This is a genomic window from Candidatus Nitrospira nitrosa, assembly GCF_001458735.1.
Classification (GTDB): domain Bacteria; phylum Nitrospirota; class Nitrospiria; order Nitrospirales; family Nitrospiraceae; genus Nitrospira_D; species Nitrospira_D nitrosa.
This window is the reverse complement of sequence record NZ_CZQA01000001.1, coordinates 95,226-121,297: the sequence shown is the minus strand read 5'-3', so window position 1 is coordinate 121,297 and position 26,072 is coordinate 95,226. Positions and strand designations below refer to the sequence as shown.

At 56.1% G+C, this 26,072-nt stretch carries 22 protein-coding genes; 21 read left to right on the top strand and 1 reads right to left on the bottom strand.

The features are described from left to right. Positions 1 to 16 precede the first annotated feature (16 nt). From COMA1_RS00590 to COMA1_RS00560, 7 genes are all read left to right on the top strand, one after another. On the top strand, positions 17 to 1,225 hold the full coding sequence (locus COMA1_RS00590) for an NHL domain-containing protein (RefSeq protein ID WP_141654168.1): 1,209 nt from the start codon (positions 17 to 19) through the stop codon (positions 1,223 to 1,225). A gap of 7 nt (positions 1,226 to 1,232) precedes the next feature. Beyond that, positions 1,233 to 2,255 (top strand): aspartate-semialdehyde dehydrogenase, encoded by a 1,023-nt coding sequence (locus tag COMA1_RS00585; RefSeq protein ID WP_090742284.1) that lies wholly within the window; start codon positions 1,233 to 1,235, stop codon positions 2,253 to 2,255. Between the two features lie 237 nt (positions 2,256 to 2,492). Then, positions 2,493 to 2,747 (top strand): DUF2905 domain-containing protein, encoded by a 255-nt coding sequence (locus tag COMA1_RS00580; protein WP_090742281.1) that lies wholly within the window; start codon positions 2,493 to 2,495, stop codon positions 2,745 to 2,747. Next, positions 2,744 to 3,964, top strand: coding sequence for a SpoIID/LytB domain-containing protein (locus COMA1_RS00575; RefSeq protein ID WP_176697753.1), 1,221 nt, complete (start codon positions 2,744 to 2,746; stop codon positions 3,962 to 3,964). Before COMA1_RS00580 ends, COMA1_RS00575 begins: the two co-directional genes overlap by 4 nt. Next, the gene (queA, locus tag COMA1_RS00570) at positions 3,964 to 4,983 is read left to right on the top strand and encodes a tRNA preQ1(34) S-adenosylmethionine ribosyltransferase-isomerase QueA (protein WP_090742275.1); all 1,020 of its coding nucleotides are present in this window, start codon (positions 3,964 to 3,966) and stop codon (positions 4,981 to 4,983) included. The genes COMA1_RS00575 and queA overlap by 1 nt, the downstream gene beginning before the upstream one ends. Positions 4,984 to 5,222: 239 nt before the next feature. After that, positions 5,223 to 7,958: an nSTAND1 domain-containing NTPase gene (locus COMA1_RS00565; protein ID WP_176697752.1), complete on the top strand. Its 2,736-nt coding sequence runs from the start codon at positions 5,223 to 5,225 to the stop codon at positions 7,956 to 7,958. A 108-nt stretch (positions 7,959 to 8,066) separates the two neighbouring features. Continuing rightward, positions 8,067 to 8,297 carry a hypothetical protein gene (locus COMA1_RS00560; RefSeq protein ID WP_090742269.1) on the top strand — a complete coding sequence of 77 codons (231 nt, stop codon included), beginning with the start codon at positions 8,067 to 8,069 and terminating at the stop codon, positions 8,295 to 8,297. Positions 8,298 to 8,366: 69 nt separating this feature from the next. Here COMA1_RS00560 and COMA1_RS00555 read toward each other — a convergent pair whose 3' ends face one another. Further along, positions 8,367 to 9,068 (bottom strand): SurA N-terminal domain-containing protein, encoded by a 702-nt coding sequence (locus COMA1_RS00555; RefSeq protein ID WP_090742265.1) that lies wholly within the window; start codon positions 9,066 to 9,068, stop codon positions 8,367 to 8,369. A 240-nt stretch (positions 9,069 to 9,308) separates the two neighbouring features. On the opposite strand from COMA1_RS00555, the gene COMA1_RS00550 reads away from it, so the two are divergent. From COMA1_RS00550 to COMA1_RS00485, 14 genes are all read left to right on the top strand, one after another. Continuing rightward, positions 9,309 to 9,767 (top strand): RDD family protein, encoded by a 459-nt coding sequence (locus COMA1_RS00550; RefSeq protein WP_090742262.1) that lies wholly within the window; start codon positions 9,309 to 9,311, stop codon positions 9,765 to 9,767. Positions 9,768 to 9,834: 67 nt separating this feature from the next. Continuing rightward, positions 9,835 to 10,884, top strand: coding sequence for a rod shape-determining protein (locus COMA1_RS00545; RefSeq protein ID WP_090742259.1), 1,050 nt, complete (start codon positions 9,835 to 9,837; stop codon positions 10,882 to 10,884). 14 nt (positions 10,885 to 10,898) lie between these two features. Further along, on the top strand, positions 10,899 to 11,771 hold the full coding sequence (mreC, locus tag COMA1_RS00540) for a rod shape-determining protein MreC (protein WP_245630779.1): 873 nt from the start codon (positions 10,899 to 10,901) through the stop codon (positions 11,769 to 11,771). Beyond that, positions 11,768 to 12,268, top strand: a complete 501-nt coding sequence (locus COMA1_RS00535; RefSeq protein WP_090742256.1) for a hypothetical protein — start codon at positions 11,768 to 11,770, stop codon at positions 12,266 to 12,268. The genes mreC and COMA1_RS00535 overlap by 4 nt, the downstream gene beginning before the upstream one ends. Before the next feature lie 8 nt (positions 12,269 to 12,276). Continuing rightward, a complete protein-coding gene (gene mrdA / locus COMA1_RS00530; protein ID WP_176697751.1) occupies positions 12,277 to 14,148 on the top strand; it encodes a penicillin-binding protein 2 in 1,872 nt (623 codons plus the stop codon). Further along, positions 14,145 to 15,266 (top strand): rod shape-determining protein RodA, encoded by a 1,122-nt coding sequence (rodA, locus tag COMA1_RS00525; protein WP_090742250.1) that lies wholly within the window; start codon positions 14,145 to 14,147, stop codon positions 15,264 to 15,266. Before mrdA ends, rodA begins: the two co-directional genes overlap by 4 nt. A 162-nt stretch (positions 15,267 to 15,428) precedes the next feature. Next, on the top strand, positions 15,429 to 16,937 hold the full coding sequence (locus COMA1_RS00520; RefSeq protein WP_090742247.1) for an Rne/Rng family ribonuclease: 1,509 nt from the start codon (positions 15,429 to 15,431) through the stop codon (positions 16,935 to 16,937). A 91-nt stretch (positions 16,938 to 17,028) separates the two neighbouring features. Next, on the top strand, positions 17,029 to 18,147 hold the full coding sequence (gene dprA, locus COMA1_RS00515) for a DNA-processing protein DprA (RefSeq protein ID WP_090742244.1): 1,119 nt from the start codon (positions 17,029 to 17,031) through the stop codon (positions 18,145 to 18,147). Positions 18,148 to 18,411: 264 nt separating this feature from the next. Then, positions 18,412 to 20,751: a type I DNA topoisomerase gene (topA, locus tag COMA1_RS00510; protein WP_090742241.1), complete on the top strand. Its 2,340-nt coding sequence runs from the start codon at positions 18,412 to 18,414 to the stop codon at positions 20,749 to 20,751. A gap of 90 nt (positions 20,752 to 20,841) precedes the next feature. Next, positions 20,842 to 21,471, top strand: a complete 630-nt coding sequence (locus COMA1_RS00505; RefSeq protein WP_090742238.1) for an acyloxyacyl hydrolase — start codon at positions 20,842 to 20,844, stop codon at positions 21,469 to 21,471. 136 nt (positions 21,472 to 21,607) lie between these two features. Then, a complete protein-coding gene (locus COMA1_RS00500) occupies positions 21,608 to 22,915 on the top strand; it encodes a glutamate carboxypeptidase (protein ID WP_090742234.1) in 1,308 nt (435 codons plus the stop codon). A gap of 84 nt (positions 22,916 to 22,999) precedes the next feature. Next, a complete protein-coding gene (locus COMA1_RS00495; RefSeq protein ID WP_090742231.1) occupies positions 23,000 to 24,259 on the top strand; it encodes a TCR/Tet family MFS transporter in 1,260 nt (419 codons plus the stop codon). Next, a complete protein-coding gene (gene nhaA / locus COMA1_RS00490) occupies positions 24,256 to 25,443 on the top strand; it encodes a Na+/H+ antiporter NhaA (RefSeq protein WP_090742228.1) in 1,188 nt (395 codons plus the stop codon). Before COMA1_RS00495 ends, nhaA begins: the two co-directional genes overlap by 4 nt. Then, a complete protein-coding gene (locus COMA1_RS00485; protein WP_090742225.1) occupies positions 25,440 to 25,874 on the top strand; it encodes a thiol-disulfide oxidoreductase DCC family protein in 435 nt (144 codons plus the stop codon). Before nhaA ends, COMA1_RS00485 begins: the two co-directional genes overlap by 4 nt. Positions 25,875 to 26,072: the final 198 nt, after the last annotated feature.

Here is a 26,072-nt window from a genome sequence, read left to right as displayed (position 1 = left end):
TTCTCAGCGTACACCCATGGCACCTACTCTTACTAGTTGGAGGATTCGAACAGTCGTTGGTACTGGCGAGCCCGGCTTTGGGGGAGATGGTGGTTTTGCGGTACAGGCGCAGTTGAACGAACCAAAAGGTTTGACGATCGATCATCACGGCCATCTTTATGTGGCCGACTCTGAAAATCACGTAATTCGCAGGATAGACCGTCTCACCGGTAGAATCTCCACGGTAGCGGGTACGCCGTTCGTCGAGCAGACGCCTGCGATCGCATCACCGGAACCACCGGCTGCGCTTGAGCAGGAAGACCCCTTTGCCGAGAATGGTGACGGACCAGGAACGCGTGCATATACCCAGCAGGCTGATTTGAGCGGAACAGTCCGGTATTGGACGCAGGGGCCATCTGCATCGACTCGATATGGTGGAGACGGTGGGCTTGCGGTCCGTGCGCAGCTGAATTTCCCAACTGCCGTGGTCGTTGATCGGGCCGGCAATCTCTATATTGTCGATACCATGAACCATCGCGTACGCATGGTGGATGCAGCCACGGGTATCATCACAACCGTGGCGGGAACGGGTCAAGCTCGTTTCTCCGGAGACGGTGGCCCAGCCAATCAGGCGGCACTCAATGATCCAGCGGCGCTGGTTCTAGGCGATGACGATACGAAGCTGTACGTCGCTGATCAGAGCAACCATCGTGTGCGGATGATCGACCTCAGAACCGGTGCTATTCAGACCGTTGCAGGAACCGGGGCGGCGACGTACGATGGGGATGGGAAGTCTGGGACCGACACGGCCTTGGCAGGCCCAAGCGGCTTGGCGCTCGTGGGCGACCAGCTCTACATCGCTGATACGTTCAATGGTCGAGTTCGTGCTCTCCATCTTCCGACGGGGCTGTTCTCGACTCTGGCGGGAGATGGCGGATCCTATCGATATGAGTCGGTGTCGGAGGCATTGTCTGCAAGTCTTTCACGTCCGACCGGAATTGCCGTTGATCATCAAGGGCGCCTCTTTCTGACGGACTCTGACAATCACCTCATCCGAGAATGGGACCGGGAATCGGGGGTGGCGGTGTGTGTGGCTGGGCAAGGAATCCCCTGTTATTCAGGTGATGGCAGTCTCGCACGAGAGGCCGGTGTATGTTACCCATTCGGTATCGTTGCCGATCGCGACGGAACGCTGCTGGTGGCAGACACGTTCAATCATCGTATTCGCGCATTGACATTGGAGTAGAAACGGCATGCTGAAGAGGAAACCAGGTTATACAGTGGCCATCCTTGGCGCAACCGGCGCAGTCGGCCAGGAAACGCTAGAAATATTGGAGGAGCGGAAGTTTCCGCTGACCAGTCTGAGGTTGTTTGCCTCCAAACGATCCGCGGGCGAGATTATGGCGTGCCAGGGCAGAGAGTGGACGGTGGAAGAACTAACTGAAAGCTCGTCGTTCGACGGCGTTGATCTGGCCTTTATCTCGGCAACGGATGCGATCAGCAAGGACTATGGGCAGCGATTGGGCGCCGCCGGTATTGCAGTGATCGATGATAGTGCCGTATTTCGTATGGATGACCAGGTTCCGCTGGTGGTTCCGGAGGTCAATGCCGCGGCATTACGAGACATGCCACGAGGCATCGTGGCTATTCCAAACTGCACGACCACACCGCTGGTCATGGCGCTGAAGCCGCTTCACGACGCGGTCGGGGTGAAGCGCGTGGTGGTGACGACATTCCAATCCGTATCGGGAACCGGATCGGCGGCCATGGATGAGCTGATGGACCAGACAAAAGATTTATTGGCGTTTCGTGACATCACGACGAAGGTCTATCCCTACCAAATCGCCTTCAACCTTCTACCACACATCGGCTCATTCAACGAGGGGGGCGACTGTTCGGAGGAGGTCAAGATCGCGAAGGAGACTCGAAAGATTCTTGGTGCACCACAGCTCAGAGTGACTGCCACGACCGTGCGTGTGCCGGTGCTGCGCTGCCATTCCGAAGCGATCAATATCGAGTTGGAGCGTCCATTACCGGTGAATGAGGCGCGCGCGGCGCTCGCAGCCATGCCCGGTGTGGTGATCTATGACGATCCGGCAAAGAAACTCTATCCCATGCCGCTCGATGCGACGGGAAAGGACGAGGTCTACATCGGACGTGTGCGGGAAGACGAATCAATCACCAATGGCCTCAATCTCTGGGTGGTATCCGATAATCTTCGCAAGGGGGCGGCACTCAATGCGATTCAGATCGCAGAGTGTCTGGTGAACGGCTGATCGGGCACTGAAGCAGGCCTACAGCTATGTTCTCGCATCGCTCGGAGGCTTGACGTACAGTCTGGGCAAACGCCTGCTCATACAGGCGATAGGTGGGCGGGTGAAAAAATGCGATGCGACTCGTCTCCTCGCAGGCTGCGGCCTTACCGTCGGGCACGTGCGGCTTGACGCGCAGGGGTGGGGTGGGTGAGTGAGACACAAGCCTGTGTGAGTACGCTCAGGTTGGGGTGAACGTTGATGCCGGAATGGACCACCCTCGGGAAACTTCTCATTGGAATAGGGTTTGGGATTGTTGTACTGGGGGTGTTGCTCATTGCTCTCGACCGGATTCCCGGTTTTGGAAATAGCTTCAGTTGGTTCGGTAAGCTTCCCGGTGATATTTCCATCAAACGAGAGAACGTCAGCTTCTATTTCCCCATCGCTACCAGTATTCTCTTCAGTATTGTTCTGAGTCTGCTATTCTATTTCATAGGATGGCTCTTTCGCAGATGATAACGGCACGGCTCTGGGCCGGTGCAGCGGGACTGGGAATCTGTCTGGGATCGAGCATGATGCCCGAGGCTCAGGCGGGGCAGTCGATTCGTGTGCTGTTGGCCTCCGATGTTGAACAGCTCGAGATCGCGAGTGAGCAAACGCTGTGGGTGACCGATGATCAGAATCAAGCCTGGTCTTATCAGTCTGGTCTGCACATCAAAGTGCGCGGCCATGCCTTGATCCTCAACGGCAAGCCGGTGGTGACGGATCGCTTAACGCTACGGGCAGGCAATCACGATCTCACTATGTGGCTGAATGGGGGTGGAACACGATCTGCGGTACAGCCCAGTGATGAACATGGCGCCCTCCGTGTCAGCGGGGTCGTTCAGCTCGTTCGGCGAGGGAAACGCCGCCTTCTCATCAACCGTGTGGATTTAGAGGAATATGTCAAAGGTGTCGTGCCGGCCGAAGTGAATTCAACCTGGCATCCGGAGATGCTGAAGGTGCAGGCCGTTGCGACTAGAACGTATGCCCTGTATCAGCGCATGCTGAATTCCACCCGAGCCTATGATGTGGCAGCTGGAATTCAGGATCAGGTGTATCGTGGTCGCCAAGGCATCGATGCCCGCGTAATCGCGGCGGTCGAATCCACAAGGGGGATGGTGGTGACGTACCAAGGCGCTCCGATCTATGCGGCATTTTCCTCCACCGCAGCGGGTCAGACGGAAGATGCGATGACTGTGTGGTCAAAAGATCTGCCGTATTTAAAGGGAGTGGAATGTCCGTTCGACATCGAGTCTCCCTATTATCAGTGGAGCGCCTCTGTGAAGATCGAGACGCTGGAGAAAAATCTGCGGCAACAAGGATTTTCCGTTGGAAAGATTTCAGCTATCGGCCCGCAGTCGTACAGCCGTGCTGGACGAGTCGCAACGCTACGAGTTATGCATTCAAACGGGGAGTTGGTGATACGGGGCGAGGATCTCCGCAAAGCGGTGGGGTATACGATTGTCCCCAGCACTCAATTTATGGTTCTGTCGATCGGGCAGGATCTTGTCCTGTCCGGCTATGGAGCCGGTCATGCGGTCGGTCTCTGTCAGTGGGGCGCAAAAGAGTTGGCAGAGTTGGGCTATTCATTTTCGAGCATCTTGAGTTATTACTATCCTGGGACGGAACTGCGCGATGCGGCGTCGACACAAGCACCGCCTGCTCCTCTGGCTTCCTCTCCACCATCCTGATGCAACTCTCCGAGTTCGATTTTCCCTTTGACCCGTCTCTGGTGGCGTCGCAGCCGGTAATCCCTCGTGACCAGGCACGACTGCTGTTCCTCGATAGAACCACGCAACAGCGTCGGCACCACCATGTCGCTGATCTCCCGACATTGCTGAATCCGGGCGACCTTCTGGTTGTGAATGATACGAAGGTTCTAGCCGCACGAGTGCCTGGAATCAAGAGACCGACTGGAACGCCGGTTGAGGTGTTGTTTGTCAGGGACCTGGGCGGAAACCGGTGGGACATCATGGTCAAGGGCTCGTTCCGCGTCGGCCAGGTCATCGAGTTTGATCAACAGTCCCGTGCGACCATCGTGAAACGGGACGCCACGGGGACCGAGGTGCTGGTAGAGAGTCTAATGCCCGTCACGAGGCTGCTTGAGGAGCGGGGGATGATGCCGCTTCCCCCCTATATCAAACGTGCACCCACTCAGGAGGACGGGAACTGGTATCAGACCCTCTTTGCCAAGCATGGGGGTGCGATTGCTGCCCCGACGGCGGGTCTGCACTTTACTGAAGAATTATTTAGACGACTACGAGAAGCTGGGATCAACATGGCCACGGTGACTCTGCATGTTGGTCCCGGCACGTTTAAGCCGGTGACGACCGAGAAGATAGAAGACCACCAGATGGGTGCAGAGATCTTTCACGTCGGCGAAGAGACCGCTCAGGCCATTACTGAGACTAAACGTACTGGCGGACGGGTGGTCGCCATAGGGACGACGGTTGCCCGTACACTTGAAACCGTCATGAAAGAAAATGGCAAGATGATGCTGCTGTCAGGCGAAAGCCGCCTCTTCATTACACCGGGATTTGAGTTCAAGATTGTCGACGCGCTGATGACGAACTTTCACCTGCCAAAAACAACGCTCCTGATGTTGGTCTCAGCATTTGCTGGAATCGAACCGGTTCGCAACGCCTATGAAGAAGCGGTCAACGAGCGCTACCGGTTCTACAGCTATGGCGACGTCATGCTGATCCTGTAGCAGAATGCGGCTCCCCCTCCGTTCGTCCTGAGGCTCTCGAAGGACGAACGGAGGGGACATTTAGTATTCTCCTGTTATCCGTTCGTGCTGAGCATGTCGAAGCACATCAATTGAATTTTCCCACAGCCTGCCATTGTCCCCAGGGTCCTTCGCTCTCCATTCGTCATTCAGCTCAGGCCAGGCTTGTTGAAGTCGCCATACGATTCAGCGGTTTCCCTTCCTTAGGGTAAATGGGTAGAATGCGGCCCTACGTAGAGACCACGTTTCGGCTTGGGATCGCCATGGCGACGTTCTATCTGTCCTCAACCTATGAAGATCTGAAAGACCACCGCCGCGTGGTCTATGAGGCACTACGGAAAGCAGGCCATCAGGTCATCGCGATGGAAGACTATGTCGCGGGGGACCAGCGGCCGGTGGACAAATGTCTGAAAGACGTGGAGGCCGCCGATATCTATATCGGACTGTTCGCTTTCCGCTACGGGTATATCCCGCCGGCACAGCACGACAATCCCAAGGGCCTCTCGATCACAGAATTGGAATACCGTCGCGCCGAAGCTCTGAGGAAGCCCTGTCTCACGTTTGCTGTCAGCGATACGACAGCGTGGGCCCGCGTGTTTGACGATGCCTATACCGCGGAGGACAAGGGCGAGCGCATCAAGGCCCTGCGACAGCAGTTGCTGACCGAGAAGCTTGCCAGCCAGTTCTCCTTGCCACACGAACTTAGCACGCTCGTACTCGCAGCGGTCACCAAGTATCTGGATGAACACAAACAGCCGGAAGCGGCAAAGAAACAGGAATCAAGCGAAACAGCCATCACGTGGGATATCGAGAAGCTAGGCTCGCCGTATCCTGGCCTCATGCACTTCACACACACATATGCGCCGGTGTTTTTCGGGCGTGACTTAGAGGTGGGAGAGAGCCTCGACCGTGTCCGAGAGCCCGAAGGCCGTTTCGTATTGATCAGCGGAGCCTCCGGCAGTGGCAAGTCGTCCCTCGTGGATGCGGGTGTCCTCCCACGCATTGAACAGTATGGGATCGGAGGGAAAACCTATACCTGCGTGCGCATGCTGCCGAGCGAGGGGAGTCATCCGTTTGATGCGTTGCTGCGGCCATTGCACGCCCATACGGAACGCGCAGGGATGAAACCGTATCATGCGGCAGAGCACCTGAACCAACACCCAGCCGATCTCTCCCGATATCTCAACGACATTATCATGAAGGGTTTGGATACCGATGGGCTGGTGCTGTTCGTCGACCAGATGGAGGAACTGTTTACCGTGCGGGATCACCCTCAAGCTCACGTATTTCTGGCCGCGTTGTATCAGGCCACCCAGGATGCCGATCTGTACGTCGTCGCCACCATTCGGAGTGATTTTCTGCCGTATTGCCATGACCATCCGGATTTGCTGAAGGTGCTGAAGGGGCGTGGATACTACGCCTTTGCCGCTCCGGATGAACGAAGCATCTATGACATGATCGCCAAACCGGCGATCTGTGCCGGGCTCACCATTTCCGAGCGGCTGGTGCGGCGTCTTGTGCGAGAAGTTGAACAGGAGCGGGGGAGTTTTCCGCTGCTTGCCTTTGCCTTACAGCAATTATTCGAGAAGCGAGTGGATCATGAATTGACCGAGGCGGCGTATGATCACATGGGTGGACTGATCGGGGCGATACGGACGCATGTCTCTGCCGTCGAGAAAAGGATCGGCGAGGTGATAGGCACTGATGACGGACAGGTATTCGCGAAGCTCTTCGCGCCCCTCGTAGTCGTGACCATGGATCGGACACCGACCAGGAGGTGGGCGGCGAAGGAGAGTTTTGATCGCACGACCCAATCCGTGATCGATATCTTAACCCAGGAACGGTTCCTCGTTACCGAAGGCACGGACCAGTACAGTCTGGTCGCGGTTGCGCATGAAAAGCTCTTTGAGGGTTGGCCGAGATTGGCGCTGTGGATTGAGGGGAATCGGGAGCAGTTGTTCATTCTTCGGCAGGCGGAGACCGAGGCCGGTGAGTGGGAACGGCACGGGTATGATCTCAACTATCTGTGGTCTCCGGAGCGTCTCAAGACGCTACAAGGGGTTCTCCACGATCCTCACCATGCACAACGTGTCCATCAAGCCGTGCGCCTCTATGCCGCACCACAAGACAAGCTCATCGATCGCCTTCAGGACGCTTCGTGTTCCCACACTGAGCGTCTGAAAATCGGTCAGTATCTGGCGGCGCTTGGGGATCCACGTCAGGGTGTCGGTCTCCGTCCCGACGGCGTGCCCGACATCGAGTGGATCGAGATCCCTGGAGGCAAGATCGAACTGGAAAAGGTTGATCATGTATTCCAGGTGAAACCCTTCAAGATTGCGAAGTACCAAGTGTCCAACGCCCAATTCCAAGCGTTTCTGGAGGCAGCGGAGGGGTATCAGAACGATGAATGGTGGGAGGGCATTCAACATCAGGAGGTGGCGCAGCCTGCATGGTCGGAGGCCAACTCTCCTCGAGAGACGGTGTCCTGGTATGAGGCCGTCGCCTTTTGCCGGTGGCTGAGTATCAAAGTCAGTGGACAAGGGGGGACCAGTGTCAGTATTCGCCTTCCCACCGAATGGGAATGGCAGCAGGCAGCAACAGGTGGTGATCCGAAGTGCGAGTATCCATGGGGAGGTTCGTGGGACGCAACTCGCTGTAATAGCGATAAGAGCCGACTGAGACGCACGACCGCGGTGGGAATGTATCCAGAGGGCACGACGGAGCAAGGTGTACTGGATCTGGCCGGGAATCTTTGGGAATGGTGCCTCAATGAGTACGAGACCCCTGAACAACCGAAGGCAGGGCGTATTAATATGCAAGGCGCCCGGCGCGTGATCCGTGGCGGTTCTTGGGGCGACGACCCGGTGCTCCTGCGTGCCTCGTCCCGGTCCAGGTTCTTTGCCGACATCCGGTACAGCTACATTGGTTTTCGTCTCGTCCAGGACTTAGAGCCCTAACCCTTTGTTCTTTGTACTTTTACCCTTTGCATCTTCACGGTTCTTGTGTTCCCATTCTGGTCCGGAGAGGGTTCCTCTGAACAAGCACCTCAACGAAGGAGGTGATGCATGGCCAAATTCACGGTTGTGATTGCAGGCGATACACTGAAGCGCGCTCGGATGCGAGCCCTGGAGGAGGGGACATCCGTGAACGCAATCCTACGGGACTATCTCACTGATTATGCTGGAATGAAGGCGAAAAGGGATAAGGCGATTGAGGATTTGTTGCGGTTGTCGCAGGAGGCAAAGTCGAGGCGGGGAAATCACCAGTGGCCACGAGACGAGCTTCACGATCGGTAAAATCGAGAGGGGACCTCGTCTATTCGACTGCACTGCTTCTGCAATCCTGTGTTGAAGAGAATCTGCTTATTACAGCATCTCCCTCCGGATCGTGATCGGGATCTTCGCTTTCATCGATTGCTGAAATGAGACCAATGCACGTTGCTGTTTCTGCAACAGCATGTCATCCAGCACTCGTTGTTTGGCCTCCGCCATCTTTGCAGGGTCGTTACCATCCGCGGGGCGGGTCATGAGCGACTGCCCTTCGGCGATTTCCTCAGGCGTCAGTGCGACTGAATCTCGGACGATCATGCGCGCCTTGTTGGCTAAGACTTCCTGGTGTTGGATCGACTCGAAGGCCGCTGGGGTGAGGTGATTGGCGGCGAGGATACGCTTGTAGAGCTCTGGGTCGAAGGCACCGTTTTTTTGAAAGACCGGTGTTTGCATGATCAACTCACGCAAGTCGGCGTCGGACACCCGCACACCCATCTCTTGGGCGGCGATGATCCATACGCGGCTGTCGACGAGTTGACCCATGACGAAGTCCTTGAACTCCTCATCTTTGAACTCGGTCTTGACATTGTCTTTGTAGATACGGTGCATATTCTCGTAGGTGCGCTTAAACTCATCCAGTGAAACCGATTGTTCGCCGACTTTCGCCACCGGTCCACCAGTCTGTTCACCGAATCCCCACCAGCCCATCGTAATGACGAACGCAATGGCTAGGATCCCCATGATGGACTTCAACAGCCAAGGATAGTTGTGTGATGCATCTCGCATTGTCTTAATCATCAAACCCCTCTTTGCTTTTGTGAGGGTAACAGTGTACTTATGGGCTGGGCGGAAGGCAAGGGCCGGCTCCTGAGGCGCAGCGTGTCAGCACGGAGTGATGAGTCATGCGAAGACCCTTCGCTTGAGGCGTTCATGAGTTATTCCGGACCGGTACGAAAAAATATTCAGAAAAAGATGGCTCTTTGTTTGTGCAAGTTGGCGAATTTTGTTATACTTTGCCACTAATTAGAAGGAGATCCCTTGAGAGGGGAGGGGCCAGGCTCGACGCCGTTCGATTCCAGGGTGTACCCGAAGGCCCATGTGCTGAATCGCTTCATCGCGAAATTGATTGATCTATTCATCGTCGTCGCTGCAGGCGAAATTGCTCCTCCGGTCGGTTTTCTTTCCGGTTTGACGTACATCCTGATCGCCGATGGATTTGCGGGGGGAAAGAGCATCGGCAAACGGCTGGTTGGTTTACAAACCGTGCGCGTGGATGGCCGAGGGACCGTAGGGTTTCGAGAGTCGATCATTCGGAATCTTCCATTGGGTGGTGCGCAGGTCGCCTATGCGATTCCGTACATTGGATGGCTGGCCTCTCTGGCGATTCTCGCATTTGAAAGCTTTTTGATTATCGGGAATGAACAGGGGCGTCGCCTCGGTGATGAAGTGGCCCGGACACACGTGTTAGACGCTGGTCAACTGGCAGTTCCGGATTAAGCGCCATAACGATCACGTATGCAAGCTGGACTCTGAATGGGCCAGCTCAGATGAAGGGAGAGATGCCGTGGGGTTCCCGGGAGATGTGTTCGGCTGGTTTTCCGATGACCTGGCGATCGACTTAGGGACGGCGACGACCCTTGTGTATGTTCGTGGGAAGGGGATTGTCCTCAATGAACCCTCCGTAGTCGCAGTTGAAAAGAAGAGCGAAAAAGTACTCGCCGTCGGCGCCGAAGCAAAAAAAATGCTCGGTCGCACTCCAGGGAACATCGTCGCGGTTCGGCCCATGAAGGAAGGCGTGATCGCCGATTTCGAGATGGCTGAACAAATGCTGAAGCACTTTATTCGGAAGGCCCACAACCGCAGTGCGTTTGTTCGGCCACGGATCATCATTGGTGTCCCCTCTCGGATTACGCAAGTCGAACAGCGGGCGGTTCGTGATTCAGCGGAATTGGCCGGTGCTCGGGAAGTCTACCTCATCGAGGAACCGGTTGCCGCGGCAATCGGTTCAGGGCTGCCGATCACGGAGCCATCCGGCAACATGGTCGTTGATGTGGGTGGCGGTACGACCGACATTGCGGTCATCTCGCTGGGCGGGATCGTCTATAGTGAGTCCGTCAAGGTCGCCGGCGATCGGATGGACGAAGCGATCATGAATTACATCAAGAAGAAGTACAATTTGTTGATCGGTGAACACATGGCCGAGCGGATCAAGTTTGAAATCGGGTCCGCCTATCCGTTCGAAGAGCGGAAAACCATGATGATCAAAGGACGAGATTTGATTACGGGGATTCCGCGCACATTGGTCATTGATGACGCCGAGATTCGTGAGGCGTTGCACGAGCCGATAGGAACAATTGTCAATGCCATCAAGATTGCCTTGGAAAACACTCCACCAGAACTGGCGGGAGATATCATCGATCGTGGGATCGTGCTGACCGGTGGTGGCTCCCTGTTGAAGGGAATGGATACGCGATTCCGTGAAGAAACAAACTTGCCGATCATTACGGTCGATGACCCATTGACGTCCGTGGTCTTGGGGGTCGGGAAGATTCTGGATGAATTGGATCTGCTCCGAAAAGTATCGGTCATGTCTCAAGCCAACAACCTCCGGTAAGGTCCCATCCCCTCATGTGGATGGTTAATTTACGCGTGACGTCCAATGCCAGACGTGTGGCCCTCGTTCTTGCCGTCGTTCTGATCCTCAGCTTTTTGCTTCTGCCAGGCCAACTCCAAAGTGTGTTTCAAGGTGTGGGTGGTCCGCTCGGATGGATCATCAGTTGGCCGTTGAGTGTCGTTGCCGGGGTTCATGATCGGATTGCTGGAGTGTGGGGTAGCTATGTCGCGCTCCAGGGGATGGAAGAAGAGAATCGACAATTGAAACGAGAGATGGAACTGCTGAAAGAGCAGAATGTCCAACTGCGAGAGTCTGCCGCAGCCACCGAGCGACTGGCGACCCTGCTGGAGTTCAAAAAACAAGCTCTTCCCACACTCATCGCGGCCCAAGTGATCGGTCGTGATACCGGCAATTGGTACAAGACGATCATCGTGGATAAGGGAGCGTCCGACGGGATTCAGCCTGATCAGGGCGTAATTACTCCCGCAGGAGTTGTTGGGCGGATTGTCAAAACGACGGCGTCCACTGCTGTGGTGTTATTGGTAACGGACCCGAACAATGCGATTGCGGGATTGATCCAGCGCACCAGGGACGAGGGAATTGTCGAAGGGACGACCCAAGGGCAGGCACGCCTGAAGTATATCCCGCTCCTATCGGGTGCACGGCCCGGTGATCGAGTGGTCACCTCAGGATTGGTTGAAGGGTTTCCACGAGGGCTCGCGATCGGGACGATCACAAGAATTGATAAAGAAGAGGAAGCCCTGTTCCAGTCTGCGGAGCTGACGCCTGAGGTTGATCCCAGCCGGATTGAAGAGGTCCTCGTCATCCAGTCTTCTGTGGTGCCGACAGAAAAAGAACGATTGAGTATGCCAAGGCCGAAGCCATGAAAGCGTTGCTTTACAGCGTCATCATTGTGGGGATCGTCCCCATTCAATCCGTGCTGTTGCCGCATCTTACCCTCTGGGGCGTGAAGCCGGATCTTGGAGTTGTGGCGGTATGCTTGATTGGTCTGATCAACGGGGAGCTTGATGGCTTGTTAGTTGGCATGGCAATCGGATGGGCGTTGAGCCTGTTTTCTGCACAGGACGTGCTCACCGGAGCCATTCTAAAGGGGGGCCTTGGGCTGGCCGCCGGTCTAGCGGGACGACAGATGGTGTATCTGAGCCCTCTCGTACTTGTGTTGGGGTTACTGGCGGTTTCTTGTCTGATCGGACTGGTGACTCCGTTTGTGCTCAGGCTGAATGCCCAACAGGATTTGTGGTGGGCGGTCTGGAATGTGGTGTTGCCGCAAGCCTGTCTTGATGCGGTCATCGGTGGAGCGATCTACTGGCTGCTGTGGAGTCAGTTCAATATCGAACAGTTGATGTCTGAATCCCGAATGTAGGCAGTGACGTGGCGACAGCCCATTATTCAGAAACAGAGTTTGGGGATCTTCATCGGCGGCTAGTCATTCTCCGTGTGGGGCTTCTGTTGGTTGTGGCGCTGCTTGGGCTTCGGCTCTGGCACCTGCAGATTCGTGAAGGCCCCTATTATCGTGATCTGTCTGAAAATAACCGGACCAGGCAAGTACTGCTGGAGCCGGCTCGCGGGTTGATCTATGACCGGCATGGGGTGCTCCTGGCCAATAACGTGCCGAGCTTCAGTCTCTATGTCACATTGGAAGACGTGAAGGATCGGGAGCTTTTGGTCAAGCAGCTGACTGACCTGCTCGGTCTTGACGCCGCTCTTGTTCGGAAAAAATTGGCTGCCAGGGGGAGTAAGCTCCTTCCACGAAAGATCAAGGACCGCATGACCCTACGTGATGCCACATTGGTGGAGTCGCATCGACTTGATCTGCCCGGTGTCATGATTCAGGTGGAATCGCAGCGTAATTATCCGGGCGGTATGACGGCCGCTCACATCCTGGGCTATGTGGGAGAAATTTCCGGAGAGCAACTGGAAAAGCCGGAATTTCTTGATCTCCATCAAGGTAGTGTGGTGGGGCAGTATGGGGTGGAAAAGTCCTACGATCGCCACATGCGGGGCGTCGCCGGCCAGAAGAATGTGGAGGTCGACGCGCTCGGTCATGAGAAGAGGGCGACCGTGGTCGACAGGCCCCAGGCCGGCAATGATCTGTATTTGACCATTGATGCGAGACTTCAGAAGGTGGCCGAAGATCTGCTCGGCGAAGAGCATGGGGCCATTGTCGCGCTCGATCCGAACAGCGGGGATATTCTGGCCATGGCCAGTCGTCCCGGCTTTGATCCCAATGTCCTCTCACGAGAACTCACCGCGAAACAGTGGGTAGAAATCGTTCAAGATGAGGGGCGTCCGCTGAACAATCGTGCCTCACAGGGGCAGTATCCGCCTGGCTCGACCTTCAAGATTCCGATGGCCATTGCCGCCTTGGAAACGAAGACCATGTCACCATCCAGCACCGTCTTTTGCAATGGGGGCTATCAGTTCGGGAAACGGCTCTACCATGACTGGAAGGCTGGTGGACATGGGGCCGTTGATCTCCACAACGCGTTGGTCCATTCCTGTGATGTGTACTTTTATACGGTCGGGCAACGAATGGGGATCGATCTGATGGCGGAGTTCGGTAAGGATTTCGGCCTTGGGAAAGCGACCGGGGTGGAGTTGCCATCGGAGCGATCAGGCATCATGCCGTCGACGGCATGGAAGCAAAAGGCCAAGAATGAGCAGTGGTTACCGGGCGAAACCATTTCAGCCGCGATTGGGCAAGGCTATGTCACGGTGACGCCGTTGCAGATGGCGAGTTTAGTCGCTACGGTTGCCAATAACGGTGTCAGTTACCGCCCTCGACTGGTCCAGGCAGTGATGGACCGAGCGACCGGGAATCTGATGGAGATGCCGGCGGTTCCTCGTGGGAAACTTTCCGTGAAGCCGGAAACCTTCCGGCTCGTCAAAGATGCGCTTGCCGATGTTGTGACGAAGGGGACGGCGACGCGAGCGAAGTCGTCACTGGTGACAATTGGTGGAAAAACCGGTACAGCGCAGGTGGCGGCCCTTCGCACTGGGCCTGAGGAAAGTATTCCGAAAAAATTCAGAGACCATGCGTGGTTTGTGGCTTTTGCACCGGTCGAGTCACCCAAGATCGCGGTGGCGGTGATCGGCGAGCACATGGGGCACGGGGGGGCAGCGGCAGCTCCGCTGGCAAAGGAAGTCATCGAAACCTATATGAAGCTCACGCCCCAGGTACCAACGGTCACCTCGGATCGTCCCAGCATGGAAGGACCAGGGCGTTTCTCAAGCGACTCATGATCAATCGATTGACCGAACATCGTGAACTCGATAGTTTCGACATCCGCTACGTTGGGTTGATTCTCGCCATTCTCGGGATCGGCGTCCTCTCGATTTACAGTGTGACCTATGGGCAGCGTGGCGTCGGGACGCCGTACTATCTCAAGCAACTCATCTGGATCGGGGTCGGCGCGGCAGCGTTCCTCATCATGTGGGCGTCGGATTATCACCACCTTGCGCGGTTCGCCTATCCAGCCTATGCCGCGATCTTGGTGATGCTGGTCGTCGTCTTGTTCGAGGGGCGAACGAGCAAGGGGGCTCAACGCTGGATCGCCTTGGGTCCGTTGAGTTTCCAACCGTCGGAGTTCGCCAAGCTCATCCTCGTATTGGTACTGGCCCACTACTATTCGAAGGCACCGAGGGTCGGGTGGTTACAGCGAGTGATCGTCCCCGGGCTTTTGGTGCTGCCTGGTCTGCTCCTTATCTTGAAACAGCCGGATTTGGGCAGCGGGCTGAGCTTTGTCGCGGTCTATGCAGCGATGTTACTCATGGTCGGAGTTCGGTCACAAGCTTTAGGGGTAATTCTATTGTTTTCGATCATGTTGTTCCCTTTTGCCTGGGAAGGGGTCTGGGGGTCCTTGCATGATTACCAACGACAGCGCATTATGGCGTTCGTTGACCAAGACTATGATCCAGGTGGCAAGGGCTACCATGCGCTGCAATCGAGAATCGCCATTGGATCAGGAGAACTATTGGGTAAGGGGCTCTACGGCGGGACCCAAAGCCAGCTGAAGTTTTTGCCGGAAGGGCATACTGACTTCGTGTTTGCCGTATTCGCTGAAGAATGGGGATTCATGGGTGTGCTGGTGTTGTTGGCGTTGTTTGTTGGGTTGATCTGGCTCTCGTTGGAAATTGCGTCCAAAGCCAAGGACCAGTTGGGAACGTTGCTCGCTGCAGGGATTGTGGCCATGCTCTGTTTTTGCGTGGTGGTGAATATCGGGATGACGGCAGGCATGTTCCCGATCGTCGGTATTCCTTTGCCGCTTGTGAGCTATGGAGGGAGTGCCACGATTATGACCATGGCAGCCTTGGGCTTGCTGTTGAATGTCAAACGTAAGCGGTTAAGTTTATTTTATTGAGTCATGTCGGACAGTTGAACCACAGCGGTTCAGCTGTCCGTGAGATAATACCGGTTGGACAGCCAATGAAGCTGATTATATGGATGAGGCGCAGATCCGGATTCTTACCCGCATCACTCGCTTCCCCTTCGGCCTCGGCGGCTGTGAAACAAAGGAGTATGTATGGGAAATGAAATTGCGATAACGGTCGCGCGAGAAGAAACTCGTGTCGCCGTGCTTGATGGCGGGGTCGTCACGGATTTATTCGGGGACCGCGCGAAGCACAAGGATTTTGTGGGAAATATTTACAAGGGACGGGTCGCGAAGGTTTTGCCGGGTATGCAAGCTGCCTTCGTCGACATCGGGCTGGAGAAGGCAGCCTTCATGCATGTCTCGGATCTATTGGTGGAGGCGGAGCCCGGTGACATGCTGGTGGAAGCGGAAGAAGACGAAAAGGATTCCGACATGCTCAGGCCGAAACGGCAAAGTGCAAAGCCGATCGAACAGCTCTTGAGCGAGGGGCAGGAACTGATGGTGCAGATTTCAAAGGGGCCGATCGGCACCAAGGGGTCTCGAGTCACGGCCTATGTGTCGCTGCCCGGGCGATATCTCGTATTTATGCCGAACGTCGATCATATCGGTGTTTCCAGGCGGATTCCACGGGATGAGGAACGGGCCAGACTGAAAGAAATCATGCGACGGGTTCGACGGCAGGGTTACGGGTATATCGTGCGGACGGTCAGCGAAGGGGTCAAAGAAGACGAGCTCAAATCCGACGTCGATTTTCTGCATGTATTGTGGCAGGACATTTTAACGAATCGTGAACGGTTGCCTGCTCCTGCCTTGCTTCACTCGGACTTGAGCCTCAGCTTTCGTGTCGTCCGAGACTTGTTCAGCAAGAAGGTGGATCGGCTCTGGATCGATTCGCGAGAGGAATACGACGCCCTCCGGGGTTTTGTCCAGCGGTTTTCACCGGAGCAAACGGCGCGGATTCACTTGTATGACAAAGACGAGCCGTTGTTCGATCATCTTGGTGTGGAGCAGGAGATTGTCCGTGCCTTAAGCCGGAAGGTCTGGTTGAAGTCGGGCGGGTATCTGGTAATCGATCATACCGAAGCGATGACGGTGATCGACGTCAATACGGGGCGATTTGTCGGGAAGCGAGATCAGGAAGAGACGATCTTGCGGAACAATCTGGAGGCGGCCAAAGAGGTTGCCTATCAGCTGAAACTTCGTGGAATCGGTGGGATCATCATCGTCGACTTTATCGATATGGAGCGTGAAAAGAATCGGGATAAGGTCTACCATGCGCTGGTGGACGCCATGGGATCGGACAAGGCGCGAACCAGGATTTCTCGGATCTCGGATCTCGGCTTGATCGAGATTTCCCGTGAGCGTGTGCGCGAGGATCTCTTGCGCTCGTTGTCGGAGCCCTGTCGATATTGTGAAGGCCGAGGGTATACGAAGTCTCCCACGACCGTGGCCTATGAAATCTTTCGCGAGATCAGAAAAATTGAACCATCGGCCGATCAGCAACGGATCATCGTGGGGGCCCATCCGACGGTCGCTGAGTTGCTTCAAGACGAAGAGCGGTATGGTGTGGAAACGTTGGAACGCGACTGCGCTGCAAAAATCATCGTGACGCCGGATAGTCAGTTGCACCTGGAGCAATACGATCTCGTCGTGTTGTAGTGCGGTGCCGTGTCAACCGGTATCGCGTATGAGGTCGCACGCATCCTCCCTGCCGTTCCATACACCTCCCATTGTGTGATCGAGGCCGAGCATGGACGAAGCCTTCTTGACCCAGTGGCTCTCGCTTCAAGCCATAGACGGTGTCGGGGATCGAACGGTGCTGAAGCTCATTCAGGCCTTTGGATCATCCGATGCCGTGCTGCACGCGACCAGTGGTGATTTAGTCGCGGCAGGTTGCAGCTCCGATTTGGCAGATGCTATTCGCCGGGGGCCGTCAGCGGAGAGTCGTCGGCAGATCGATCGGCAAGTCGCTGCTGTTGTGCGCCTCAAGGTGCGGACTCTCACGTTTTTTGATGACGAGTATCCCGGACGATTGAAAATGATCCCAGACCCGCCACCGCTGTTGTACGCGAGTGGAGTACTGGTGCCGCAAGATGCAGTGGCGGTGGCCATTGTAGGGGGACGACGAGCAACACCTGTCGGGAGAATGATTACGGAGGAGATTGCCAAGGACCTCTCTGAATCCGGCGTGACCATCGTGAGCGGTCTGGCGCGTGGGATCGACGCAGCGGCTCATCGTGGCGCACTCGCAGGCAAGGGACGAACGATTGCGGTCCTGGGTTGTGGCATCGATCGAACCTATCCGTCTGAACACCAGACTCTCCGGCGGACCATTGAATCGCACGGGGCCGTTCTCTCAGAGCTTCCGATAGGTGCGGCTCCTCAAAGTCACCACTTCCCACGAAGAAATCGGATCATTAGCGGGTTGTCACTCGGCGTATTGGTCAGTGAGGCAGCGACTGATAGTGGGTCATTGATCACGGCGAGACTGGCATTAGAACAGGGACGAGACGTGTTTGCGGTGCCTGGTTCCATTAAAGAGGAAGCCTGTCGGGGATCAAATCGCTTGATCAAAGAGGGGGCAAAACTCATCGAAAGCGCGCGTGACATTCTGGATGAGATTGTGCCTCAACTCGATGCGCGACAACGGGCGATGTTGCGGTTGGAGCGTGCTGCGGTCGATGCCGTGGCGCCGTTGCGTCACGAAGAGGCGGCCGTCTATGAAGCGTTATCGTATGAGGCACGGTCGGTCGATGCCGTGATTGAAAGCACCGGATTGCGGGCAGCACAAGTCGTTGCAACATTACTGTCCTTGGAGTTAGGAGGACGCATTCGTCAGTTGCCCGGTCAACAATACATCCGCACCTAGTCTCGGCAAGACGTCACATTAACGTCAGTCGACAACCGTCACGTGAATGAAAACAGTGGTGACGCGATGGGGGAGAAGTATCTCGTCCGGTGAATGAATTGATCTGCGGTACGGAGCGTAACGACACCAGCCGTCTTGCTGTCTCGCCATAGGGCTATTCCATGGTCTACCCTCGATAAAATGGTACCGTCTCCCAATCTAGTTGCATGAATCTTCGATATTTGGTACGGATGATACAGTTTGTGGGGAATTGACGGAGCTGCTATGGCAAAAAATCTGATCATCGTTGAGTCGCCGACGAAGGCGAGAACGATTACGAAATATCTTGGCCGCGGCTATACGGTGATGGCATCGGTCGGACATGTCAAAGATCTGCCGACCAGTAAGCTGGGCGTGGACCTTGAGAACGATTTTGAGCCGCAGTACGTCACCATCAAAGGCAAGTCGAAGGTATTGTCAGAAATTAAGAAGAAGGCGGAAGAGGCGGACAAGATTTTCTTGGCGCCGGACCCGGATCGTGAAGGAGAAGCTATCGCCTGGCATCTTGAGCAAGAGCTGCTGGGAAAATCAAAGAAGAAAAAGCAGGATGGAAAGATCTTCCGAGTCTTATTCAATGAGATCACGCAATCGGCGATCAAACGCGCGCTGCAATCACCGGGCGAGATCGACATGAATCTTGTGAATGCGCAGCAAGCTCGCCGTGTGTTGGACCGTATCGTCGGCTATCAAGGCAGTCAGTTGCTGTGGAACAAAGTACGCCGCGGTCTCAGCATGGGGCGGGTGCAGTCGGTCGCGATGCGGCTGATTTGCGAACGCGAGGCGGAGCGGGAGGCCTTCCGGGCAGAAGAGTACTGGTCGATTACCGCGCTGCTGGCGGGTGCCAATCCGCCGTCGTTCGAAGCCAAGCTCCATAGCATCGATGGCGGAGAGGCCTCGATTGAAAATGCCGACCAGGCCGGGCGCATCGTCGGCGAGGTGCAAGGCAAGACATTCGTCGTGCAGTCGATTGAACGACGCGAAAAGAAGCGCAACCCCGTGGCTCCGTTTATCACCAGCCGACTGCAGCAGGAGGCGTCGCGCAAGTTGCATTTCTCGCCGAAGAAGACCATGACGTTGGCGCAGCAGTTGTACGAAGGGATCGAAATCGGCGCCGAAGGGGCGACGGGGTTGATCACCTATATGCGAACCGACTCGCCGCGTATTTCCAATGAGGCAATGGCCGATGCGCGAGAGGTGATCCAGTCTCGATTTGGCGCGGAGTACCTTCCGGCTACGCCGAATGTGTACAAGACGTCGAAAGCGGCGCAGGAAGCGCACGAGGCGATCAGACCGACATCAGCAGCCCGCGATCCTGAGTCCATCCGCCAGTATTTGGAACATGATCAGTATAATCTGTACAAGCTGATCTGGAATCGCTTCATTGCATCTCAGATGGTGCCGGCGATTTTAGATGTGACCCGCATCGATTCATCCCCGACGGGGACGACGGCTCGGTACATTTTTCGTTCCACCGGAACCGTTGTGAAGTTTCCTGGCCATACCATTGTCTATATGGAGGGAGTCGATAAGGAAGCTCCGTCACAAAAGCCCAAGGCTGACCAGGAGGCAGACGACGATGAACGGCAACTACCGGCGCTGTCCGAAGGCGAACGGTTGCGGCTTGTGGAACAAGAGGCGCAAACAGTGCCGGGCTTACTGTCGAAGCAACATTTTACGCAGCCGCCACCCCGATACAACGAAGCGCTGCTGATCAAGGAGCTGGAAGAAAAAGGGATTGGGCGTCCGTCGACCTATGCGGCGATTATCTCGACCATCCAGGACCGCAAATACGTGGAGAAAACCGAAGGACGGTTGGTTCCAACAGAGACAGGGAAAACGGTCAATGATTTTCTGCTGAAGGGTTTCCCTCAGCTCATCAACGTCGATTTTACCTCACAGCTTGAAGAACAGCTGGATGCTGTGGAAGAGGGGAATAAACAGTGGGTGGCGGCGGTGCGAGATTTTTATGCCCCGTTCACCATGGAAATGGAACGTGCCAAAACGATTCCCGGTCCTAAAGATATCGTCGAGCCACCGACCAACATCCCCTGCGAGAAGTGCGGTCGCATGCTGGAAATTAAGTGGGGGCGTAACGGCAAGTTTCTCGCGTGCCCGGCTTATAAAGACGATCCACCGTGCAAGAACACCCAAAACTTCGAGAAGCTGCCGGACGGGACCATCAAAATCGTGCCGAAGGAAGAAATTACCACGGATCAGAAGTGCGATAAATGCAATAGTCCCATGGTGGTGAAGACCGGACGATTCGGGAAGTTCATTGCCTGCTCAGCCTATCCGCAGTGTAAGACCACCAAACCGTTGGCGTTGGGGGTCAAGTGTCCGCAGCCCGATTGCGGCGGTGATCTGGTGCAGAAGCGGACGAAAAAAGGACGGTCATTTTTTGCGTGCAGTAACTATCCGAAGTGCGAATATGCTTTGTGGGATCGTCCGATCCCCAAGGCCTGCCCCACCTGTCAGGCTCCGTTCCTGGTCGAGAAAGTCAGCAAGCAAGATGGCCGGAGCGTCCAATGCCGTAATGAGGAATGCGGTTACCGCGAAGCAGGCTGATCATCACCATACGGATTGTGCCTTCTCAGCTATCGACGTCCATCCTGTGTCGACATCACAACTGGCCTGAAGCCCTGTAGCCTTCGACCCATGCCGCCAACCACTATCGGGTTGTACCTCCTGTTGCACGTCTGGCGAGTCTTCAGTGTTGTCCTGTTCTTCTGTGCAAGCGTGGTATGGATGGGTCCGGCGGCAGCGGAAGAGTCCTGGGTAGGGAGCCAGACGGTCGGATTCGTAGCGGGCGGAATGTTGCCGGTTCGCTTGTTGGAGTCGCAGTCATCAAAGCTGAATGGAGTTGCGGTCCATCCTTCGTGGCAGATCACACTGACTGATCCGATCGGGGAAAGCTGGTGGAGCGGCACGATTGCACTGGGGGTGGAAGCCGCATTCTTAGGAGTGACAGAACCGACCGGCGCCTACGGGATCGGATTCACGCCGAAGCTGCTCTACACCTTTTCGTCATTCGGTCGACTGAAGCCCTATATCGAAGGCGGTGGTGGACCACTGTGGACCAATTTCGATGGCCGGATTCGTGAGCAGGGATCAGACTTCAACTTTCTGGTCTGGGGTGGGGCAGGTGTGAGCTACGATTTGACCTCGCATTGGGCCATCAATGCCGGCGTCCGCTTCAGCCATATCTCCAACAGTGGCCTCGATACCCCGAACAGCGGGCTCAACTATTTGCTACCGTTCGCCGGCGTCTCCACCAAGCTTTTTTGACGATGGACGCGTGCTGCACGACAGGAATTGTGTCCATAGGCTGCAGCAACTTGGGGCGCTGAACTTGTGCTGATAGGGCCGTCCAACGTCACTCCTATTCGGGAATCGTGGAAGGTACCTCGGTGAAAGAGTCTCCATGATACAGGGCTACTCCATTCTCAGGATCGCGCTACTGAGCATTGCTGTTTTCGCCCTCGTGATGGGACTTCCCACCACGACGACTGCGGCACCGGTTGAACCGGTTTGGTCTCTCGTGCAGCAGGAAAAACCAGCCCTTGTGCAGACGTTACAGCAGCTGGTGAATGTTGAATCGGGTAGCCGAGACAAGGAAGGGCTCGACCGTCTCTCAGCGCTCATCGGTCAACGTTTGGCGACGCTCGGGGCGCGGGTGGAATATCACGAACCGTCATCGGCCGAGATTTTCCGTCTCTACGATACGCCTGGTGTCTTGGGCAAGATCGTCATCGGGCGCTTCCAGGGAAAAGGCTCCCGCAGCGTCATGCTCATGGCCCACATGGATACGGTTTATCCACATGGCACGCTCGCGACGCGGCCGTTTCGGATCGAAAGAAGCCGCGCGTACGGTCCGGGAATCGCGGACGACAAGGGCGGTATCGCGGCGATCCTCCATGCCGTTTCAATCCTACAAGCGATGGACTTCCGTGAATTTGGAACACTCACGGTGGTGATCAATGGTGATGAGGAAATCAGTTCGCCGGCCTCACGTGCTCTCATTCAGCGGTTGGCCGCTGAGCAGGACGTGGTGCTGTCTTGTGAGCCGCCTTTGAGTAAGCAGGATGAAATTACACTGGCCACAAGCGGCATCGGCCTGGCGACGCTGACGGTGAACGGCAAGGCGGCTCATGCCGGTGTGAATCCGGAACTCGGTCGGAATGCGATCATCGAACTCGCCCATCGTATACTTCAGGCGAACGATCTATCCGATCCTGAACAGCGCATCACGTTCAATTGGACACTCATGAACGGTGGTCAGGTGCGCAACATGATCCCTGATAAGGCAACTGCCTGGGCCGACGTGCGGGTCAATCGGCTGGCGGATCTCAAGCTGATCGAGCAGCGTTATCGCGAACGCATTGCGACGCAGACATCGCTCGTGCCGGACACTACCGTCGAAGCGGGTTTTGAACAACGCCGTCCACCACTAGAAGTCACGGATGCCTCGCGTGTGCTTGGTCGTAAGGCTCAGGCGATTTACTCGGAGATTGGCCGTGCATTGAAAGTCGATGAAAGCGGCGCAGGTGGGGGAACCGACGCGGCCTTCGCCGGTGTGTCCGGCAGGCCGGCCGTCGTGGAGAGTTTCGGTTTGATCGGCTTTGGCTTTCATTCATTCGATGAAGAGTATGTGGACCTAGATTCGATTGAACCGCGCCTCTATCTGCTGGTGAGGCTCATCATGGAATCCTCGCGGGCATCGAAAGACTAGCTGATCCGGGGTGAACGTCCTTCATCGCTTGGTGGATGGACAGGCAAACAGCGTTGGGTATCGTCAGTCTGCTAGGATGCAGGAATGAGCCATTCGTCGGCGACCTCCGCACCGCGGCAAGCCGCCGTTCTCTTTATTCTCATCACAGTCCTGCTCGACATGTTGTCGTTCGGCATCATCATCCCGGTGTTGCCGAAACTCGTCGAGGAATTTTTCTTCGGTGATACGGCCCAGGCAGCAGTCCTTTACGGCCTGATGGGGACGGCTTGGGCATTTATGCAGTTCTTCTGCTCGCCGATCCAGGGCGCGCTGTCAGATCGATTTGGCCGGCGACCGGTCGTGTTGCTGTCCAATCTGGGCCTGGGCCTCGATTACATTGTGATGGCGCTGGCACCGAACGTGGGCTGGCTTGTCGTAGGCCGGGTCATTTCAGGCATGGCCTCCTCCAGTTTCAGTACGGCCGGCGCCTACATTGCCGACGTGACCCCGCCGGAGCAACGCGCAGCAGCATTCGGCAAGATCGGCATGGTCTTCGGTCTCGGCTTCATCATCGGCCCTGCCTTGGGTGGCTGGCTCGGCGCGCTTGATCCTCGGCTGCCGTTCTGGGGTGCGGCAGCCCTCAGCCTCATGAACGCTGGATACGGATACCTTGTGCTTCCTGAGTCACTGGCGCCTCACAAACGGATGTCGTTCAGCTGGGCGCGGGCCAATCCGGTCGGCTCGCTCGTACTGTTGCGATCGCACCATGAACTGTTCGGCCTCGCGACCGTGGCGTTCTTTAGTTATCTCGCCCATGCCATACTGCCGAGCGTGTCCGTGCTATACATGGGCTATCGCTACGGATGGGGACCGGCATCGGTTGGGCTGATGATGGCTGGAGTTGGCGTGGCGGCCATGATCGTGCAGGGCGGACTGATTCGTCCGATCACGGCGAGAGTCGGCGAACGGAAGACGCTCATGCTCGGGTTGAGTTGCGGAGCGATCGGCTTCTCCGTCTATGGCCTTGCCCCGGAAGGTTGGATCTTTTGTCTCGGGATTCCTGTGATGGCCTTCTGGGGACTGGCCGGTCCCTCAAATCAATCACTCATGACACGCCATATCAGCAGTTCAGAACAGGGCCAGCTCCAAGGCGCTATCGCCAGCATCAACGGCATGACTGGCATGATTGGACCAACTCTCTTTACCCAGACCTTTGCCTTCTTTATCCGATCTGATTCCGGTCTGGGTCCTCAGCACTCAACCTTCACCACGTCCTTAGATCTTCCAGGCGCCCCGTTCATCCTCGCCTCGCTCATGCTTCTCAGTGCCGCTGTGATTGCGTGGCGGACGACGAGGCGATCATGAGCCTTATCCAGCAACGCCTATCCAACACGTTTACCGCATTTGTTGATTCTGAGAAGGCGAGTGGGGTCGTGCTCATGGGTTGCACAGTGCTCTCGCTTGGACTTGCCAATTCGTCCATCGGCACAAGCTATTCGGCGCTGTGGCAGAGCTCGATCGGTGGTGCGAGTCTGGAACATTGGATCAACGACGGGCTGATGACGATCTTCTTTCTGCTTATCGGATTAGAGCTGGAACGAGAGCTGTACAACGGTGAACTGGCTCAGCTCAAGAACGCTCTGCTTCCCATTTGTGCAGCTATCGGTGGAATGATCACACCGGCGTTGATTCACCTGGGGATCAATGGGGGAACCCCCACTCAGCCCGGGGTGGGGATTCCGATGGCCACGGACATCGCCTTTGCGCTTGGGGTGTTGGCCATCCTCGGCGACCGCGTTCCAGCCTCACTGAAGGTGTTTGTCGTGGCCTTCGCCATTATGGATGATTTGGGTGCCGTCGTCGTGATCGCGGCATTCTATACGACACACCTGTCCATATGGCATTTGGCCTGTGCCGCCGGAGTGTGGATGCTCTTGGCAATGTTGAATCATGCGTTTCGCGTGATGTCCCTCGTACCGTACCTGTTCGGTGGCCTGTTGCTCTGGTGGCTCATACTTCAGTCGGGCGTACATGCGACCATTGCCGGAGTCGCACTGGCCTTTGCCATTCCCTTCACTGCCAGGGAGGAGGATGAGGCGTCCCCGTCGCATCGACTCGAACGGTTCCTACACAAACCGGTAGCCTTCATTGTCCTGCCGATCTTCGCGTTGGCCAATACGGGCATCGCGGTAGGCGCTGACTGGCTGGAAAATCTGACCAGCCCGAACAGCGTCGGCATCATCGCCGGGTTGACGCTTGGAAAGCCGGTGGGTGTGATCATGCTGTGTGCTGTGGCCGTGGCTAGTGGTCTCTGCCGATTGCCAGAGGATCTGACGTGGCACGAGATCGCCGGAGCGGGAATTCTTGGCGGCATTGGTTTTACGATGTCGATCTTCATTGCCAATCTGGCGTTTCCCGGTAATCCGGATACGACCAACGCCTCTAAACTGGCCATTCTTCTTGCCTCGTTGATCGCAGGAACCACTGGGTTTCTTTGGCTCAGGGTTTTTGGCAAGCCCAGGCAGACGGATGGCCAAACAGTCCAATGAACGACCAGCTTGATCCTTCCGTACATGAATGGACCAAGTACGAACGGCTGATTCTCTTCGACGGCGTCTGCAACTGGTGCAATGGCTGGGTAAACTTCGCGATCGCCCATGATCCAAATCGGCGGTTCAAGTTCGGGACACTTCAGTCCGATCCGGCGCAACGTATCCTCCATGACCTGCATATGCCCACCACGAACTATCAGACCTTCCTCTTGCTGGAAGGATGCTGTGTCTATACCAAGTCCACCGCGGCTCTCAGGGTGCTACGACAGCTCTCCAGGTGGTGGCTCCTGTATTACGTCTGTGTGCTGGTGCCTGCCTTAATCCGTGATGTGGTCTATGACTTCGTGGCGCGTCGTCGGTACCGGTGGATGGGACGATCGGCCACCTGCCGCGTTCCAACTCCGGCAGAGTGTGAGCGATTTGTCTGACGATGGATAATGGAATGTGGGGGGAGCGAATATGTAGTGTTGTGTCGTCATTAGGACAGCCGTGCACAAGACAAGACTTGACCCTCGCTACTCACGCTATCTGTTCGTGCGGCTCATCATGGAGGACTCGTGGGTCTCGAAACTGGAAGCAAGGAATGAACCAAAGGCAAAAGCCTGATACACCACTTCTGAAGTGAA

Bases quoted from the DNA above. Each gene is read 5' to 3' on its own strand.
- COMA1_RS00590 (WP_141654168.1), top strand. From the start codon at position 17: ATGGCACCTACTCTTACTAGTTGGAGGATTCGAACAGTCGTTGGTACT.
- COMA1_RS00585 (WP_090742284.1), top strand. From the start codon at position 1,233: ATGCTGAAGAGGAAACCAGGTTATACAGTGGCCATCCTTGGCGCAACC.
- COMA1_RS00580 (WP_090742281.1), top strand. From the start codon at position 2,493: ATGCCGGAATGGACCACCCTCGGGAAACTTCTCATTGGAATAGGGTTT.
- COMA1_RS00575 (WP_176697753.1), top strand. From the start codon at position 2,744: ATGATAACGGCACGGCTCTGGGCCGGTGCAGCGGGACTGGGAATCTGT.
- queA (WP_090742275.1), top strand. From the start codon at position 3,964: ATGCAACTCTCCGAGTTCGATTTTCCCTTTGACCCGTCTCTGGTGGCG.
- COMA1_RS00565 (WP_176697752.1), top strand. From the start codon at position 5,223: ATGCGGCCCTACGTAGAGACCACGTTTCGGCTTGGGATCGCCATGGCG.
- COMA1_RS00560 (WP_090742269.1), top strand. From the start codon at position 8,067: ATGGCCAAATTCACGGTTGTGATTGCAGGCGATACACTGAAGCGCGCT.
- COMA1_RS00555 (WP_090742265.1), bottom strand. From the start codon at position 9,068: ATGATTAAGACAATGCGAGATGCATCACACAACTATCCTTGGCTGTTG.
- mreC (WP_245630779.1), top strand. From the start codon at position 10,899: ATGTGGATGGTTAATTTACGCGTGACGTCCAATGCCAGACGTGTGGCC.
- COMA1_RS00535 (WP_090742256.1), top strand. From the start codon at position 11,768: ATGAAAGCGTTGCTTTACAGCGTCATCATTGTGGGGATCGTCCCCATT.
- rodA (WP_090742250.1), top strand. From the start codon at position 14,145: ATGATCAATCGATTGACCGAACATCGTGAACTCGATAGTTTCGACATC.
- COMA1_RS00520 (WP_090742247.1), top strand. From the start codon at position 15,429: ATGGGAAATGAAATTGCGATAACGGTCGCGCGAGAAGAAACTCGTGTC.
- dprA (WP_090742244.1), top strand. From the start codon at position 17,029: ATGGACGAAGCCTTCTTGACCCAGTGGCTCTCGCTTCAAGCCATAGAC.
- topA (WP_090742241.1), top strand. From the start codon at position 18,412: ATGGCAAAAAATCTGATCATCGTTGAGTCGCCGACGAAGGCGAGAACG.
- COMA1_RS00505 (WP_090742238.1), top strand. From the start codon at position 20,842: ATGCCGCCAACCACTATCGGGTTGTACCTCCTGTTGCACGTCTGGCGA.
- COMA1_RS00500 (WP_090742234.1), top strand. From the start codon at position 21,608: ATGATACAGGGCTACTCCATTCTCAGGATCGCGCTACTGAGCATTGCT.
- COMA1_RS00495 (WP_090742231.1), top strand. From the start codon at position 23,000: ATGAGCCATTCGTCGGCGACCTCCGCACCGCGGCAAGCCGCCGTTCTC.
- nhaA (WP_090742228.1), top strand. From the start codon at position 24,256: ATGAGCCTTATCCAGCAACGCCTATCCAACACGTTTACCGCATTTGTT.
- COMA1_RS00485 (WP_090742225.1), top strand. From the start codon at position 25,440: ATGAACGACCAGCTTGATCCTTCCGTACATGAATGGACCAAGTACGAA.